Below are 14,721 nucleotides of genomic sequence, written 5' to 3'. Positions count from 1 at the left end.
CGCGCAGCGGCAGAATTCAGGGTCGGTCCCTGATGTGCGGCGGGGCGGCGGTCGAGAAGGATGTGCAGCATGAACACGCGAAGCTTCCCCGAGCAGCTCTCGGACATGTGGCGCACCCGTCCGGTCCGGCTGCCACGGCAGGGCCATGTCGCCGGGGTGTGCGCAGGCATCGGCGTGCGGTACGACGTGGATCCGGTGCTGATCCGCGTGGCGTTCGTGGTGTCCACGTTCTTCGGCGGCGCCGGCCTGGTGCTGTATCTGGCGTGCTGGCTGCTGCTGCCGCGCTACGGCGATCAGGTCTCCCCCGCCGAGTCCCTCGTCGGCCGGGGGCACAGCTCCGAATCGAGCACCAAGGCCGTGGTGCTCCTGGTGGTGCTGGCGGTCGCGGCCAGCGCCTTCGGCCCGATGGGCCCCGGGGTCGGCGGTTCCGGGTTCGTGAGCATGGTGCTGATGCTCGGCGGCCTGTGGCTGCTGTACCAGCGCCGGCCCGAACCCCCGGCGCTGCCCGGGGCGCCGCAGCTGTTCCCACAGAACCCCTTCCAGGCCCCGTTCCAGCAGAGCCAGTACCAGCAGGCGCCCTTCGCGCAGCACACCGCCGCCACCGGGCCCGCGCCGGCGGATCCGAACTTCTGGACGAAGCCGGAACCGGACTCGCCCCGGGCCGCCGGCACGGAGTCCCCCGAGGCGAACCCGGAGCCCCCGCAGGATCCGTTGCTGCAGCGCCCGACGCCGCCGTCCTGGGATCCGCTCGGCGTCGCACCGTTCGCCTGGGACCTGCCCGAGCCGGCGCCCGCGCCGTCGGTCGTGCCGGCGAAACAGCCCCGCTCACGGCTCACCACGACGGTGCTGGGCCTGGCGGTGCTCGCCGCGGCGGCCGCCGGCGCGGTGGCCTCCGCGGGTGAGGTCGCCTGGCTCACACCGGCGCGGATCGGCGCGATCGCGCTCGCGGTGATCGGACTCGGCCTGCTGTTCGGGGCGTTCCTGCACCGCGGCTACGGACTGCTGGTGGTGACGGGCCCGCTGCTCGGGTTCGTGGTGCTGGCCTCGCTCGTCGGGCCGATAGACACCTCGTCGTGGGGGGAACAGCTGTACTCGCCCCGCACCGCCGCGGAACTGCAGCCGGCGTACTCGGTGCAGATGGGTGCCCTGCAACTGGACCTGCGCGGGCTCGAACTCACCGAGGACGAGACCGTCACCGTCGAGACCCGCTTCGGTGCCACCGAGATCATGCTGCCGAAGAACCTCGACGTCGACGTCGTCTGCACCGAGCGGGCCTCGAACCCGTGCGTGATGCAAGGCCTCGACGGCGGCGACGACGGCGTCGGCGGACCCGTCCTGACCCTGAACCTCGACACCGCATTCGGCAACTCGGAGGTGCGCCGTGGCTGACTTCGACACCGACCCCACCGACCCCACGACCGGCACCCGTCGGCGGGGCCCGTCGATCCTGATGCTGCTGTCCGCGATCGCGGCGCTGGCGGTCAGCGGGTGGGCGCTGATCGGGCCGTTCTCCCTCGAGCCGCTCGCGAACGTCGAATTCCGCTGGCTGCTCGTCGCGCTCGCCGTCGTCGTCGGCGCGGCCCTGGTGTTCGCGCCGGGCAAGAAGAAGCGCTGACACCCCGGAACGCACTGCGCCCTTCGGATCGGATCCGAAGGGCGCAGCCGCGTCTCACTCCCACTCGATGGTGCCCGGCGGCTTGCTCGTGACGTCGAGGACGACGCGGTTGACGTCGGGGACCTCGTTGGTGATGCGGGTGGAGATCCGCTCGAGGGTCTCGTACGGCAAGCGGGTCCAGTCCGCGGTCATCGCGTCCTCGCTGGAGACCGGGCGCAGCACGATCGGGTGACCGTAGGTGCGGCCGTCGCCCTGCACGCCCACGCTGCGCACGTCGGCGAGCAGCACCACCGGGCACTGCCAGATCTGTCCGTCGAGGCCGGCCGCCGTGAGTTCCTCGCGGGCGATGGAGTCGGCGCGGCGCAGGATCGCGAGGCGTTCGCCTGTGACCTCACCGATGATGCGGATGCCCAGGCCCGGTCCGGGGAAGGGCTGGCGGCCGACGATCTCCTCGGGCAGGCCGAGTTCGCGGCCCACCGCCCGCACCTCGTCCTTGAACAGCAGGCGCAGCGGCTCGACCAGCGCGAACTGCAGATCCTCGGGGAGACCACCGACGTTGTGGTGGCTCTTGATGTTGGCGGTGCCGGTGCCGCCGCCGGACTCGACGACGTCCGGGTACAGGGTGCCCTGGACCAGGAACTCGACGGTCTCGCCGTGGGCGGCGTTCTCGCCGAGCACCTCCGACACGGCGCCCTCGAAGCTGCGGATGAACTCGCGGCCGATGATCTTGCGCTTGGTCTCCGGATCCGTCACGCCGGCCAATTCCCGCAGGAAGGTCTCGGCGGCGTCCACCGTGACGAGCCGGGCCCCCGTCGCGGCGACGAAGTCCTTCTCGACCTGCTGCCGCTCGCCCTCACGCATCAGGCCGTGGTCGACGAACACGCAGGTCAGGCGGTCGCCGATGGCGCGCTGCACCAGGGCCGCGGCCACCGCGGAATCCACCCCGCCGGACAGGCCGCAGATGGCACGGCCGTCACCGACCTGCTCGCGGATCTGCTCGATCAGGGCCTCGGCGATGTTCGCGGCCGTCCAGGCGGCGGGGATTCCGGCGATGTCGTGCAGGAACCGGCTGAGCACTTGCTGGCCGTGCGGGGAATGCAGCACCTCGGGGTGGTACTGCACGCCGGCGAGACGGCGCGCGCGGTCCTCGAACGCGGCGACGGGGGCGCCGGCGCTGCTGGCGGTCACTTCGAAGCCGGCCGGCGCGGCGGTGACCCCGTCGCCGTGGCTCATCCACACCGGCTGCGTCGCGGGCAGGCCGTCGTGCAGGACACCGCCGGTGACGGACATCTCGGTGCGCCCGTACTCGCGGTTGCCGGTGTGCGCGACGGTGCCGCCGAGCGCCTGGGCCATGGCCTGGAAGCCGTAGCAGATGCCGAACACCGGGACGTCCAGATCGAACAGCTTCGGGTCGAGTTGCGGCGCCCCGTCGGCGTAGACGCTGGAGGGGCCGCCGGAGAGCACCACGGCGAGCGGCTCACGGGCCGCGATCTCCTCCACCGTCGTGGTGTGCGGCACGACCTCGGAGTAGACCTTCGCTTCGCGGACGCGGCGGGCGATCAGCTGCGCGTACTGGGCTCCGAAGTCGACGACGAGGACCGGCCTGGACTGCTGGGTTTGCGACACCCGAACAGTCTAGAGGCCCGGTCCTCGCCCAACGAACGGCGGTTCGGGTCAGGCGACGCCGGAGGTGGAGCCGCTGCGAACCTCGACGATCGGCAGCGACAACGCGCCCGGAGCGCCCGCGGGCACCACCGGCTTCTTCGGGGCGATCGGGTCCAGCCGGCGGTAGCCCTCGCCCTGGGCGGGGCGCAGGTCCTGCTCCCCCTTGTTCGGCCACAGCGCCGCCGCGCGCTCGGCCTGCGCGGCGATCGTCAGCGACGGGTTGACCCCGAGATTCGCCGAGACCGCGGCTCCGTCGACGACGCTCAGCGTCGGATATCCGTACACGCGGTGGTACGGGTCGATGACGCCGTGCTCGGGGTCGGTCCCGATCACGCAGCCGCCGAGGAAGTGCGCGGTGAGCGGGATGTTGAAGATCTCCCCCCAGGTGCCGCCGGGGACGCCGTCGATCTTCTCGGCGATGCGGCGGGTGGCCTCGTTGCCGACGGGAATCCACGTCGGGTTGGGGTGCCCGTGGCCCTGCCGGCTGGTGACCTTACGGCGGCCGAGCAGGCCCTTCTTGGTGTAGGTGACGATCGAGTTGTCCAGGTTCTGCATGACCAGGGCGATGATGGTGCGCTCGCTCCAGTCCTTGACGCTGAGCATCCTCCCCATCTGGACCGGGTTCCGCGCGGCCTGGCCGAGGAACTTCAGCCACCGCGGGACACGGCCGCCGCCGTCGGTCATCAGGGTCTGCAGCAGACCCATCGCGTTGGAGCCCTTGCCGTAGCGGACGGGTTCGATGTGGGTGTCCGCGGTGGGATGGAACGACGAGGTGATCGCCACCCCGCGGGTGAGGTCGAGTTCCGGATCGACGCGCATCTTGCCGGCACCGACGATCGATTCGGAGTTGGTGCGGGTCAGGTGCCCGAGCCGGTCGGACAGCTGCGGCAGGCCGCCGGTGTCCTTGAGGTGGTGCAGCAGGTGCTGGGTGCCCCAGGTGCCGGCGGCCAGCACCACGTGCCCGGCGGTGTAGGTGCGACGGTTCTTCCGCTTCCATGCGCCGGTGCGCTCGGTGTCGACGTCCCATGTGCCGTCGGCGGCCCGGCGCAGGCCGGTGACCGTGGTGAGGGGGACGATCTCGGCGCCGGCGCGCTCGGCGAGCCCGAGGTAGTTCTTCAGCAGCGTGTTCTTGGCACCGTGCCGGCAACCGGTCATGCACTCGCCGCATTCGATGCAGCCCGTGCGGTCGGGGCCGACACCACCGAAATACGGGTCGGCGACGGTGCGGCCGGGCTCACCGAAGAACACGCCCACCGGGGTCTGGATGAAGGTGTCCCCGACGCCCATGTCCTCGGCGACGGACTTGACGATCTCGTCGGCGGGGGTCATGTGGGGGTTCTGCACCACGCCGAGCATGCGACGGGCCTGGTCGTAGAACGGGCTGAGCTCGTCGTTCCAGTCGGTGATGTGCGCCCACTGGCTGTCCTGGAAGAACGGGGCAGGCGGCTTGTAGAGGGTGTTGGCGTAGTTGAGGGATCCGCCGCCGACGCCGGCGCCGGCGAGAATGAGGACGTCGTGCAGCAGATGGATCCGCTGGATGCCGAAGCACCCCAGCTTGGGCGCCCACAGGAAGCGCTTGAGATCCCAGCTGGTCTTGGCGAAGTCCGCGTCGGCGAAGCGCCGGCCGGCCTCGAGGATGCCGACCTTGTACCCCTTCTCCACGAGCCGCAGGGCCGTCACACTTCCGCCGAACCCCGATCCGACGATGAGGACGTCGTAGTCCGTCGCGCGCTGCTCACCCACCGAAACACCTCCATGACGCTGGTTGTTACTCACCAGTATGCACAGACTCGCTGTGACCACTGCCACAAGGGTGCCCTAACTGTAACCTCGAGTTCTAGAAACCGCAGGTGGGCGCCGAAAACGGCTGTGGCCGAATGTCACATCACGTCGATCGGATCGAAGCGATGTGACATTCGGCCACAGCGGAAGAGGGGGACGGCTACGCGCGGACGGTCAGGCCCACCTTCTGGAACTCCTTGAGATCCGAGTAGCCCGACTTCGCCATCGCGCGGCGCAGGCCGCCGACCAGGTTCAGCGAGCCGAACGGGTCGTCGGACGGACCGGCGAGCACCCGGTCCAGGCCCGGGCGCTCGTCGTAGGCGACCTGCAGCAGCGCGCCCCGCGGCACGGACGGGTGCGCACTCGCCGACGGCCAGTACCAGCCGCGGCCCGGCGCCTCGGCCGAGACCGCGAGCGGGGCCCCGAGCACGGCGGCGTCGGCACCGCAGGCGATGGCCTTGGCCAGATCGCCCGAGGTCTCGATGTCGCCGTCGGCGATGACGTGCACGTACCGGCCACCGGTTTCGTCCAGGTAGTCGCGACGGGCGGCGGCGGCATCGGCGATCGCGGTCGCCATGGGCACGCCGATGCCCAGCACCTCGCTCGTGGTGGTGCCCCCGGCCGTCGAGCCGTAGCCGACGATGACGCCCGCCGCGCCCGTGCGCATCAGGTGCAGCGCGGTGCGGTGGTCGCTCACACCGCCCGCGACGACGGGCACGTCCAGCTCGGAAATGAACGTCTTGAGGTTCAGCGGCTCGCTCTCGCCGTGGGCGACGTGCTCCGCGGAGATGATGGTCCCGTGGATGACCAACAGGTCGATGCCCGCCTTCACCAGGTGCGGGGTCAGCGCCCGCGCGTTCTGCGGGCTGACCCGCACGGCCGCGGTCACGCCCGCGTCGCGCACCTGCGCGACGGCGGCGGCCAGCAGGTCGGGCTGCAGCGGGGCCGCGTGGAGCTTCTGCAGGTGGGCGATCGCCGCAGCCGGGTCCGCGTCGGACTCGGCGATGCCGACGAGCCTCTCGATCTCGGCGTCGACGTCGGCGTGCCGGCCCCACAGGCCCTCACCGTTGATGACGCCGAGACCGCCGGCCCTGCCCAGCTGCACCGCGAAGGACGGCGAGACCAGCGCGTCGGTGGGATGGGCGAGCAGCGGGATGTCGAATCGGTACGCGTCGAGCTGCCAGGCCGTCGACACCTCCTTCGAGGAGCGCGTCCGGCGGGACGGCACGATGTTGATGTCGTCCAGCTCGTAGGTGCGTCGGGCGGTCCGCCCCATGCCGATTTCAACCAGGTCGCGCACGCGCGTCCCTTTCTTCTCAGGTAGATGCCCCCGCCGGACACTCCGGCGGGGGCCCGATCGCGGACTCGGTGCTCTAGCGAACCACGTAGTTCGGTGCTTCGGCCGTGATCGTGATGTCGTGCGGGTGGCTCTCCTTGAGACCCGCCGCCGTGATCTGCACGAACTGTGCCTCCTGCAGCTGTTCGATGCTGGCGGCACCGGCGTAGCCCATCGCGGCGCGCAGACCACCGATCAGCTGGTGCGTCACCTGCTGCAGCGGACCGCGGAACGGCACGCGGCCCTCGATGCCCTCGGGCACCAGCTTGTCCTCGGAGAGCACGTCGTCCTGGAAGTAGCGGTCCTTCGAGTACGACTTGGCCGCGCCCCGGCTCTGCATCGCGCCGAGCGAACCCATCCCGCGGTAGCTCTTGAACTGCTTGCCGTTGACGAGGATCAACTCGCCGGGCGACTCGGCGGTGCCGGCCAGCAGGGAGCCGAGCATGGCCGTGGAGGCGCCGGCGGCGAGAGCCTTGGCGACGTCGCCGGAGAACTGCAGGCCGCCGTCGGCGATGACCGGGACGCCCGCGGGCTTGGCGACCGCGACGGCCTCGAGGATGGCGGTGATCTGCGGGGCGCCGACACCCGCGATGACGCGGGTGGTGCAGATGGAGCCGGGTCCGACGCCCACCTTCACGGCGTCCACGCCGGCCTCGATGAGCGCCGCGGCGCCCGCCCGGGTCGCGACGTTGCCGCCGATGATCTGGACTCGGTCGCCGACCTCGGCCTTGAGCTTGGCGATCATGCCGAGCACACCCGCCGAGTGACCGTGGGCGCTGTCGACCACGAGCACGTCCACCCCGGCGTCGGCCAAGGTCATGCCACGGGTCCACGCGTCGTCGCCCACGCCGACCGCGGCGCCGACGAGCAGGCGACCGTCACGGTCCTTGGTGGCGTTGGGGTGCTGCTCGGTCTTGACGAAGTCCTTGACGGTGATCAGGCCGGTCAGGCGGCCCTGTCCGTCGACGATCGGCAGCTTCTCGATCTTGTGGCGGCGCAGCAGCCCGAGGGCGGCCTCGGCGGTGACCCCCTCCTGCGCGGTCACCAGCGGCGCCTTGGTCATGACCTCCGAGACCGGGCGGTTCTGGTCGACCTCGAAGCGCATGTCCCGGTTGGTGATGATGCCGACGAGCTGGCCGTCGTCGTCGGTGACGGGCAGCCCCGAGATGCGGAAGCGCGCGCACATGGCGTCGACCTCGGCGAGCGTGGCGGTCGGCTTGCAGGTGACCGGATCGGTGACCATGCCGGCCTCGGACCTCTTGACGGTCTCGACCTGCGCGGCCTGCGCCTCGGCGGAGAGATTGCGGTGCAGGACGCCCATGCCGCCGACGCGGGCCATGGCGATGGCCATGCGCGACTCGGTGACGGTGTCCATCGCGGAACTGACCAGCGGAACGCGGAGGCGGATGTCCCGGGTCAGCTGGCTCGACGTGTCCACCTGGCTCGGGATCACGTCCGACGCGGCCGGAAGCAGCAGCACGTCGTCGAAGGTCAGACCCAGCATGGCGACCTTGTTGGGGTCGTCACCGCCGGTATGCACGTGCCCTCCGGTACTACTCATGCGGTTCGGACCCTCCATGACGCGTCGATACGGTGCGGGCGGGTGGGCCCCGGCCCGGCAACGGTGATTACGGAACACAATGTCGTGAAAGACAATGGCGTGAGCGGTGCGCACATTCCCCGGACGCTCCGAGCAACGATGCCCTGCTCGTGGACTATCGTATCGGTTTACCGGAACAGGCACACACGCGCATCCGCACGCGTGGATCCGCCCGCGTACACCAAGCCCCGCGGGAAGTCCACGGTGTGACGGCTGGCGCAGACCCCGTCGGACTGCGTACCGTGGAGTCGTGCGTGATCAGTTGCCTCCCGGTCTGCCACCGGACCCATTCGCTGGAGATCCCGACGATCCGTCCGCCGCACTGGACGCGATCGAGCCGGGTCAGCCACTCGACCCTGCCGAACGGCTGGCCGTCGAGGAGGATCTCGCCGACCTCGCGGTCTACGAAGCGCTGCTGTCGCCGCGCGGCATCCGCGGCCTGGTGGTGTGCTGCGAGGACTGCCACCAGGACCACTACCACGACTGGGACATGCTGCGGGCGAACCTGCTGCAGCTGCTCGTCGACGGTACGGTCCGGCCGCACGAGCCGGCCTACGATCCCTCCCCCGACGCCTACGTGACGTGGGACTACTGCCGCGGCTACGCGGACGCCTCGATGAACGAGGCGCTGCCGGTCGACCCGTACGGCCTCGACTCCTAGAAGAAGCCTCCGCACGACGGGAAGGGCCCGCCGGGACGAATGTCCTGGCGGGCCCTTCCCGTCGTGCCTACGGCGAAGGCGGGGGAACGACGGTGGAGGGCGGGGGAACGACCGTGGAAGGCGGGGGAACGACGGTGATCGTCTGGCTGATCGACTGCTGTTCGAGTGAACTCGACGGCGCCGGCGCCGAGGCCGACGCGGTCGTCGTCGGCGAGGCCGTCGGCACGGTGGTCGGCTCCGTCGTCACCGGAGCGCTCGTCGGTCCGGTTGTCGGCTCTGTCGTGACCGGCAGCGGTTCCTGGGTGGGCACCGGCTGCGACGACGTCGGCGGCGGCAGGAGATCGACGCTGGGCTCCTCGGTGGACGTCGGCGGCACGGTTCCCGTCCCGGGCGTCGTGCCGGCGATCGTGGGATCCACCGTCGACGGGGTGGTCGCAGTGGTCGGCACCGGCGCGGGAACCACCGGCGCCGACTGGGCCGGGGGGATGGGCAGCACGGGTGGGGGCGGCGGCGGAAGGAGCTGGCTCAGCTCGGTGGTGAGCCGCTGCATCCAGTCGCCCAGCTGGTCCCGCTGGCCGGCGTCGGTGACCGACCCGGAACGCTCCTGTGCCGACTGGAGCAGTTCCTGGGCGCCTTCGGTGTCGCCGACGGCGAGCCGCTGCTCGGCCTCCTGCAGTGTCGAGGCGGTGTCGATCCGGGCGACCGTCGACTCTGCCTGCTCGCTGAAGACGACCTGCTTGACGCTCCACAGCGGGTCGCCGGGTTCGGCCTGGTAGGAGACGGCGGTCGCGCCGCCCACGGCGATGGCGATCAGGGCGGCGGCACCGGCGATGGGACGGATCAGGCGAAGCTGGGTGCGGGACCGGGACCGGCGCTCGGCGAGCGCGTCGCGGGCACCGATCTCTCGGTTGACCGCGGCGACGATCTCGTCCAGGTCCGGTTCGGAAGGAAGAGGGTCGGCGAGGATCTCGGCACGCCAGCCCGCGAGGAGCGTGGCCAGCTCGTATTCCTCGGTCGTCTCGGTGGGCACCGGTCCGTCCCCGGAGATCGCGTCGATGAGGGCATCGTCACGGCGCACTGCCGCAATGTCCACGGGGGTGCCGTCGTCGGCGAGATCGGCGAAGAAATCGTCATCCGCGCCGTGCTTCCTACCCATTTCTCTCACCTGCTCTCGTCACTTCCTTCTTCAGTCGGGCGATGGCACGGTGCTGCGCCACTCGAATGGCCCCTGCCGTACTTCCCACCGCTGCTGCCGTTTCTTCCGCGGACAGGCCCATCACGAGCCGCAGGATCAAGATCTCCCGCTGCTTCTCCGGAAGCGTGCCCAGCAGCTTCTTCATCTGCCGGCTCGTCTCCGAGTTGAGTGCCTGCTCCTCCGGACTGTCGTCCAGCGACATCGACTCGGGTACCTCCGCGACCGGGTCCGCCCGGTTGCGGGCGGCGCTGCGGTGCGCGTCGGCGACCTTGTGTGCCGCGATCCCGTACACGAATGCCATGAAGGGGCGTCCCTGGTCCTGATACCGCGGCAACGCCGTCATCACGGCCAGGCACACCTCCTGCGCTACGTCGTCCGCGGAGAGCTGGCCACGCTCCGCGGATCCGACCCGCGCCCGGCAGTACCGGACGACCAAGGGCCGGATGGTCCTCAGAACCTGAGCGAGAGCCGTCCGATCCCCCTGCGCAGCCGCAGCGACAGCGGAGTCCAACTCCTCACCCATGACAGTCATCGATTGCGCAAGTCCTGGCGTTACAAAGTGACACGACCCCCCGGCCGGGTGTGCTTCCACTCGCAGTGGAACACCCCCAGACTAACGACACGACCGGACGGAACGGACGCACGGATGACTTCTAGGCCCGGATCGTTGCGAATCTCCCGCCGCGCCGGACGATGAGGGCGGCCGACTCGTCGCGCACGCGCCGGGCCGCATCACCGCCCCCCAGTCCGTCCCACAGCATCGAAGCAGCCCAGCGGAGCGGGACCAGACCGTGCGCGGTGCTGCGATCGAGCACGTCCAGGCACAGGTCGCGGGCGGGGGTCGGATCGGACTCGCCGGTCCACGAGGCGGCCTGCAACAGGTCGGACTTGATCAGGTGCCGGACCGAACCGCTGCGCTCGGCACCTGCCGCTGCGGCAGCGGAATGACGGCGGGCGGTGGCGAAGTCCCCGGAGGCGAGCGCGGTCTCGGCGGTGACCCAGTGCAGGCGCACGCGCTGGCGCCGGAACGCCTCGGGGTGGACGCCCCCCGCTTCGTCGAGACGTGCGGCGCAGCGGTCCAGCAGCCGGGCGGCGAGCCGGAGCCGGCCGCACCCGAGCGCGTCCGCCGCCAGGCCCGTGAGGGCGTCGCAGTGAGCCTCGACGGCCCACGGGCAGTCCGCCGGCGCGCCGGCGAGCGCCGCGACCGCCCGGCCGTCGAGGACGGATGCCTCACGATGCCGGCCGAGCTGACGCAACAGCGACGCCTCGGTGCTCGTCGCGAGGGACGCGAGCGCTCCGCCGGGGCCCGTGGCGCGGCGGAGCCGGGTCAGTTCCGCCCGGGCCGCGCTGTAGCGGCCCTGCCCGCCCAGCGCGACGGCCCGGTGCCACGACGCGACGGGATCGCCGGTGAGGGGCAGGGGGAACAGGCCGGGCCGGGCGCCGAATGCCGCCGAGGCGAGTGCGGACGCGTCGGACGGAAGGGCGATGTCGGGCACGCGCTCATGATCGCACCGCATCTCCCCCTCCCGACGCGGAGGTGGTCCGCATTCCGGGAAATATGCACCGGGGGCGCATGAATTACTCCGCACGACACTTGTGCTGCATCCGGTTGAACATTGGGTTTACGGCCTGTTAATTGCGGACATGGCGCCTGTACGCAAACCCGCGCACGCCGGGCCCGCCGACCCCGGCATTCTTGCCCCCGAGGCCCGGACGGGTGCCCTTCCGCGCCGACTGCAGGGCATATAGTCCCTGATCCGGGCTGTTCCGGGCACCGGACGGAGCCTCGAGCGGTCGAGGCGCACAACATCAAGACACAATCACGAATCGACCCCGATGTAAATATTTCGGTGGTTAATTCTCGCGGATCGGGATATGGAAATTGCCACTCCGCGAAACTGTTGACTCCATTTCGGCGGCCCCTTTACGGTTACGAAGCCTGAATAATTGCTTTGGGGGGAAAGACCTTCCGCCCACGGTCCGCTCGCCCCAGGCGAGCACGCTGCAAAGGAGTGCCCCATGCCTGCACCGAACCACTTGCCCGGACCCAACGCGGACGTCTGGGATTGGCAGATGCACGGACTGTGCCGTGGGGTGGACTCCTCGATGTTCTTCCACCCGGACGGGGAGCGTGGCCGGGCCAGGGCGCAGCGCGAGAGCCGGGCCAAGGAGATGTGCCGGCAGTGCCCGGTGATCGTGCAGTGCCGGGAACACGCTCTGGCCGTGTCCGAGCCGTACGGCATCTGGGGCGGCATGTCCGAGACGGAGCGGGAGATGTACGCGCGGCACCGACGACGGAGGGTCGCGGTCTGACCGGCCGCGACCCCCGGGACGACGAAGCCCCGCACGGGAAGTTCCGTGCGGGGCTTCGTGCCACCCGGGCCACCGTTACGCGCGGCCGGCCCGGGCGTTCGGATCCCTAGTGCGCGTGGCCGTGGCCGTGACCGGCCTCGGCCTCCTCCTCCGGCTTCTCGACGACCGCGCTCTCGGTGGTCAGCACCATCCGTGCCACCGAGGAGGCGTTGACGACCGCGGACCGGGTCACCTTCACCGGGTCCACGACACCGTCGGCGATCAGGTCGCCGTAGGTGAGGGTGGCCGCGTTGAAGCCGGATCCGGCCGGAGCCTCGCCGACCTTGTTCACCACGACCGCCCCGTCGAGGCCGGCGTTGCTGGCGATCCAGTACAGCGGGGCCGTGAGGGCCGCGCGCAGCACGGCGACACCGGTGGCCTCGTCGCCCGAGAGCGAGTTCTCGAGCGCGTCCAGCTCACGGGCGGCCTGCACCAGCGCCGAACCGCCGCCGGGCACGATGCCCTCCTCGACCGCTGCCTTGGCCGCGTTGACGGCGTCCTCGACACGGAACTTGCGCTCCTTGAGGTCGGTCTCGGTGGCAGCGCCGACCTTGATCACCGCGATGCCGCCGGAGAGCTTGGCGAGCCGCTCCTCGAGCTTCTCGCGATCCCAGTCGGAATCGGTGGCCTCGATCTCGCGGCGCAGCTGCGCGACGCGGTTCTGGATGTCCTCCTGCGTGCCGGCACCGTCCACGATGGTGGTGCTGTCCTTGGTGACCACCACGCGTCGGGCCGAACCGAGCAGGTCGAGACCGGCATCCTTCAGGGTCAACCCGATGTCGGCGTTGATGACGGTGCCGGCGGTGACGACGGCGAGATCGTCGAGGAACGCCTTGCGGCGGTCACCGAAGAACGGCGCCTTGACCGCGACGGCCTTGAGGGTCTTGCGGATGGAGTTGACCACCAGGGTGGACAGCACCTCGCCCTCGACGTCCTCGGCGATGATCAGGACCGGCTTGCCGTTCTCGGCGATCTTCTCGAGCAGCGGCAGGAAGTCGGGCAGGGAGCCGATCTTGTCGCGGTAGATCAGGATGACGGCATCCTCGAGCACCGCCTGCTGTGCGTCGATGTCGGTGATGAAGTACGGCGAGAGGAAACCCTTGTCGAACTGGACGCCCTCGGTGACGACAAGCTCGGTCTGCAGCGTCGAGGACTCCTCGACGGTGACGACGCCGTCCTTGCCGACGGTGCTCAGGGCCTCGCCGACCATGGTGCCGATCTCCTCGTCGCGCGAGGAGACGGTGGCGACCTGGGCGATGGCTTCCTTGCCCTCGACCGGGGTGGCGGCGGCGAGGAGCGCCTCCGACACCTTCTCGGCGGCCTGGGCGATGCCGCTGCCGAGCGCGATGGGGTTGGCGCCGGCCGCGACGTTCTTCAGGCCGGCCTTGATGATGGCCTGAGCGAGCACCGTGGCGGTGGTGGTGCCGTCACCGGCGACATCGTTGGTCTTGGTGGCAACGCTCTTGACCAGCTGGGCGCCGAGGTTCTCGAACGGGTCCTCCAGCTCGATCTCCCGGGCGATGCTGACACCGTCGTTGGTGACGGTCGGACCGCCGAACGCCTTGGCGAGCACCACGTGCCGCCCACGCGGGCCGAGGGTGACCTTGACGGCGTCGGCGAGCTGATCGACGCCACGCTCGAGTGCCCGCCGCGCGGTCTCGTTGAACTCGATTTGCTTGGACATGTTCTCCGACTACTCCTGGAACGAAGGATCCGGAACGGATTCCGCCCCGGGTCCGAGACGGAACTCCGGGGCGGAATGCGTGCGGCTTACTTGGCGACGACGGCCAGCACGTCGCGAGCCGACAGGATCAGGTACTCCTGGCCGGCGTACTTGATCTCGGTTCCGCCGTACTTGCTGTAGATGACGACGTCGCCTTCCTTGACATCGAGGGGGATGCGCTTCTCACCCTCGTCGTCCCAGCGGCCGGGGCCGACGGCGACGACGGTGCCCTCCTGGGGCTTCTCCTTCGCCGTGTCCGGGATGACCAGGCCGGAGGCAGTCGTCGTCTCGGCCTCGTTGGCCTGGACGAGGATCTTGTCCTCGAGCGGCTTGATGTTCACGCTCGCCACGATGAGCCCTCCACTTTCAGGGGTTCGATGGTCCGAGGCCTCTTGTCGTCCTCGGACAGGGTTTGTTCAGTCACCACGGTGACTCCGCGCGCAGTCCCGTCGTCGCGGGTGCCGGAACTCGCTCGGCGTCGACTAGCACTCTATACACGCGAGTGCCAGCGCTCAAGGGCAGCGGGTGCTGAATGTCCCCGTGTCGCCCCGGGCGCCCCATGCTGCCATCGAAGGCCCCTCGGCCCCGGGCGGCCCTCCGGTCGACCGCGCCCGCCCGGCAACGACGGCCGGAGGCCGGCCCCCGTCCGCCCATGAGCCGGGCCCGTCCGCAACCGAGGAGACCGAATCGTGACCATTCGTATCCGGGAGATGCCCGGTCGGCCACCCCGCCGGGCAGCGGTCCCCTCACAGCCCACTCCCCCGCCACTGTGCTCGCCCTGCGAGCCGGAAG

Annotated in this window: 13 protein-coding genes; 4 read left to right on the top strand and 9 right to left on the bottom strand. The window is 70.4% G+C overall.

Translation table 11 applies throughout. The features are described from left to right. Nucleotides 1-69: 69 nt before the first annotated feature. Nucleotides 70-1,389: a PspC domain-containing protein gene (locus JYA75_RS13890; RefSeq protein WP_168579850.1), complete on the top strand. Its 1,320-nt coding sequence runs from the start codon at nucleotides 70-72 to the stop codon at nucleotides 1,387-1,389. Further along, a complete protein-coding gene (locus JYA75_RS13885) occupies nucleotides 1,382-1,615 on the top strand; it encodes a hypothetical protein (RefSeq protein WP_006934962.1) in 234 nt (77 codons plus the stop codon). The genes JYA75_RS13890 and JYA75_RS13885 overlap by 8 nt, the downstream gene beginning before the upstream one ends. Nucleotides 1,616-1,669: 54 nt before the next feature. On the opposite strand, the gene guaA is transcribed toward JYA75_RS13885, so the two are convergent. The 4 genes from guaA to guaB form a co-directional block, all read right to left on the bottom strand. After that, complete coding sequence (gene guaA, locus JYA75_RS13880) at nucleotides 1,670-3,241, bottom strand: glutamine-hydrolyzing GMP synthase (RefSeq protein WP_006934964.1); 1,572 nt, start codon at nucleotides 3,239-3,241, stop codon at nucleotides 1,670-1,672. A gap of 48 nt (nucleotides 3,242-3,289) precedes the next feature. Continuing rightward, nucleotides 3,290-5,023 carry a GMC family oxidoreductase gene (locus JYA75_RS13875; protein WP_029544781.1) on the bottom strand — a complete coding sequence of 578 codons (1,734 nt, stop codon included), beginning with the start codon at nucleotides 5,021-5,023 and terminating at the stop codon, nucleotides 3,290-3,292. Between the two features lie 199 nt (nucleotides 5,024-5,222). After that, nucleotides 5,223-6,362, bottom strand: a complete 1,140-nt coding sequence (locus JYA75_RS13870; protein WP_006934969.1) for a GuaB3 family IMP dehydrogenase-related protein — start codon at nucleotides 6,360-6,362, stop codon at nucleotides 5,223-5,225. Nucleotides 6,363-6,435: 73 nt separating this feature from the next. Next, nucleotides 6,436-7,959 carry an IMP dehydrogenase gene (gene guaB, locus JYA75_RS13865; protein WP_029544783.1) on the bottom strand — a complete coding sequence of 508 codons (1,524 nt, stop codon included), beginning with the start codon at nucleotides 7,957-7,959 and terminating at the stop codon, nucleotides 6,436-6,438. A gap of 289 nt (nucleotides 7,960-8,248) precedes the next feature. Here guaB and JYA75_RS13860 point away from each other — a divergent pair, with 289 nt between their 5' ends. Continuing rightward, complete coding sequence (locus JYA75_RS13860) at nucleotides 8,249-8,659, top strand: DUF5319 domain-containing protein (protein ID WP_006934975.1); 411 nt, start codon at nucleotides 8,249-8,251, stop codon at nucleotides 8,657-8,659. Between the two features lie 67 nt (nucleotides 8,660-8,726). On the opposite strand, the gene JYA75_RS13855 is transcribed toward JYA75_RS13860, so the two are convergent. The 3 genes from JYA75_RS13855 to JYA75_RS13845 all read right to left on the bottom strand — a co-directional run bounded on the left by JYA75_RS13855 (nucleotide 8,727) and on the right by JYA75_RS13845 (nucleotide 11,350). After that, nucleotides 8,727-9,815: an anti-sigma-D factor RsdA gene (locus JYA75_RS13855; RefSeq protein WP_043802547.1), complete on the bottom strand. Its 1,089-nt coding sequence runs from the start codon at nucleotides 9,813-9,815 to the stop codon at nucleotides 8,727-8,729. Then, a complete protein-coding gene (locus JYA75_RS13850; RefSeq protein WP_029544787.1) occupies nucleotides 9,808-10,386 on the bottom strand; it encodes a sigma-70 family RNA polymerase sigma factor in 579 nt (192 codons plus the stop codon). Before JYA75_RS13850 ends, JYA75_RS13855 begins: the two co-directional genes overlap by 8 nt. A gap of 121 nt (nucleotides 10,387-10,507) precedes the next feature. Beyond that, nucleotides 10,508-11,350 (bottom strand): hypothetical protein, encoded by an 843-nt coding sequence (locus JYA75_RS13845; protein WP_006940032.1) that lies wholly within the window; start codon nucleotides 11,348-11,350, stop codon nucleotides 10,508-10,510. 523 nt (nucleotides 11,351-11,873) lie between these two features. Between JYA75_RS13845 and JYA75_RS13840 the strand changes: the two genes are divergently transcribed. After that, nucleotides 11,874-12,167 (top strand): WhiB family transcriptional regulator, encoded by a 294-nt coding sequence (locus tag JYA75_RS13840; RefSeq protein WP_029544792.1) that lies wholly within the window; start codon nucleotides 11,874-11,876, stop codon nucleotides 12,165-12,167. 106 nt (nucleotides 12,168-12,273) lie between these two features. On the opposite strand, the gene groL is transcribed toward JYA75_RS13840, so the two are convergent. Both groL and groES read right to left on the bottom strand, forming a co-directional pair. Continuing rightward, nucleotides 12,274-13,890 carry a chaperonin GroEL gene (groL, locus tag JYA75_RS13835; protein WP_006940029.1) on the bottom strand — a complete coding sequence of 539 codons (1,617 nt, stop codon included), beginning with the start codon at nucleotides 13,888-13,890 and terminating at the stop codon, nucleotides 12,274-12,276. A gap of 86 nt (nucleotides 13,891-13,976) precedes the next feature. After that, entirely contained in the window at nucleotides 13,977-14,279 is a 303-nt protein-coding gene (gene groES / locus JYA75_RS13830; RefSeq protein ID WP_003938034.1) for a co-chaperone GroES, read from the bottom strand. Between the last annotated feature and the right edge of the window lie 442 nt (nucleotides 14,280-14,721).

It is taken from the genome of Rhodococcus sp. PSBB066, from assembly GCF_017068255.1.
In the GTDB taxonomy this organism is placed as follows: domain Bacteria; phylum Actinomycetota; class Actinomycetes; order Mycobacteriales; family Mycobacteriaceae; genus Rhodococcus; species Rhodococcus aetherivorans.
The sequence above is the reverse complement of the archived record's forward strand: the minus strand, read 5'-3'. Positions and strand labels throughout refer to the sequence as shown.

Excerpts from the sequence above, each read along its gene's own strand:
- JYA75_RS13890 (WP_168579850.1), top strand. The coding sequence starts at position 70 with ATGAACACGCGAAGCTTCCCCGAGCAGCTCTCGGACATGTGGCGCACC.
- guaB (WP_029544783.1), bottom strand. The coding sequence starts at position 7,959 with ATGAGTAGTACCGGAGGGCACGTGCATACCGGCGGTGACGACCCCAAC.
- JYA75_RS13855 (WP_043802547.1), bottom strand. The coding sequence starts at position 9,815 with ATGGGTAGGAAGCACGGCGCGGATGACGATTTCTTCGCCGATCTCGCC.
- JYA75_RS13850 (WP_029544787.1), bottom strand. The coding sequence starts at position 10,386 with ATGACTGTCATGGGTGAGGAGTTGGACTCCGCTGTCGCTGCGGCTGCG.
- JYA75_RS13840 (WP_029544792.1), top strand. The coding sequence starts at position 11,874 with ATGCCTGCACCGAACCACTTGCCCGGACCCAACGCGGACGTCTGGGAT.
- groL (WP_006940029.1), bottom strand. The coding sequence starts at position 13,890 with ATGTCCAAGCAAATCGAGTTCAACGAGACCGCGCGGCGGGCACTCGAG.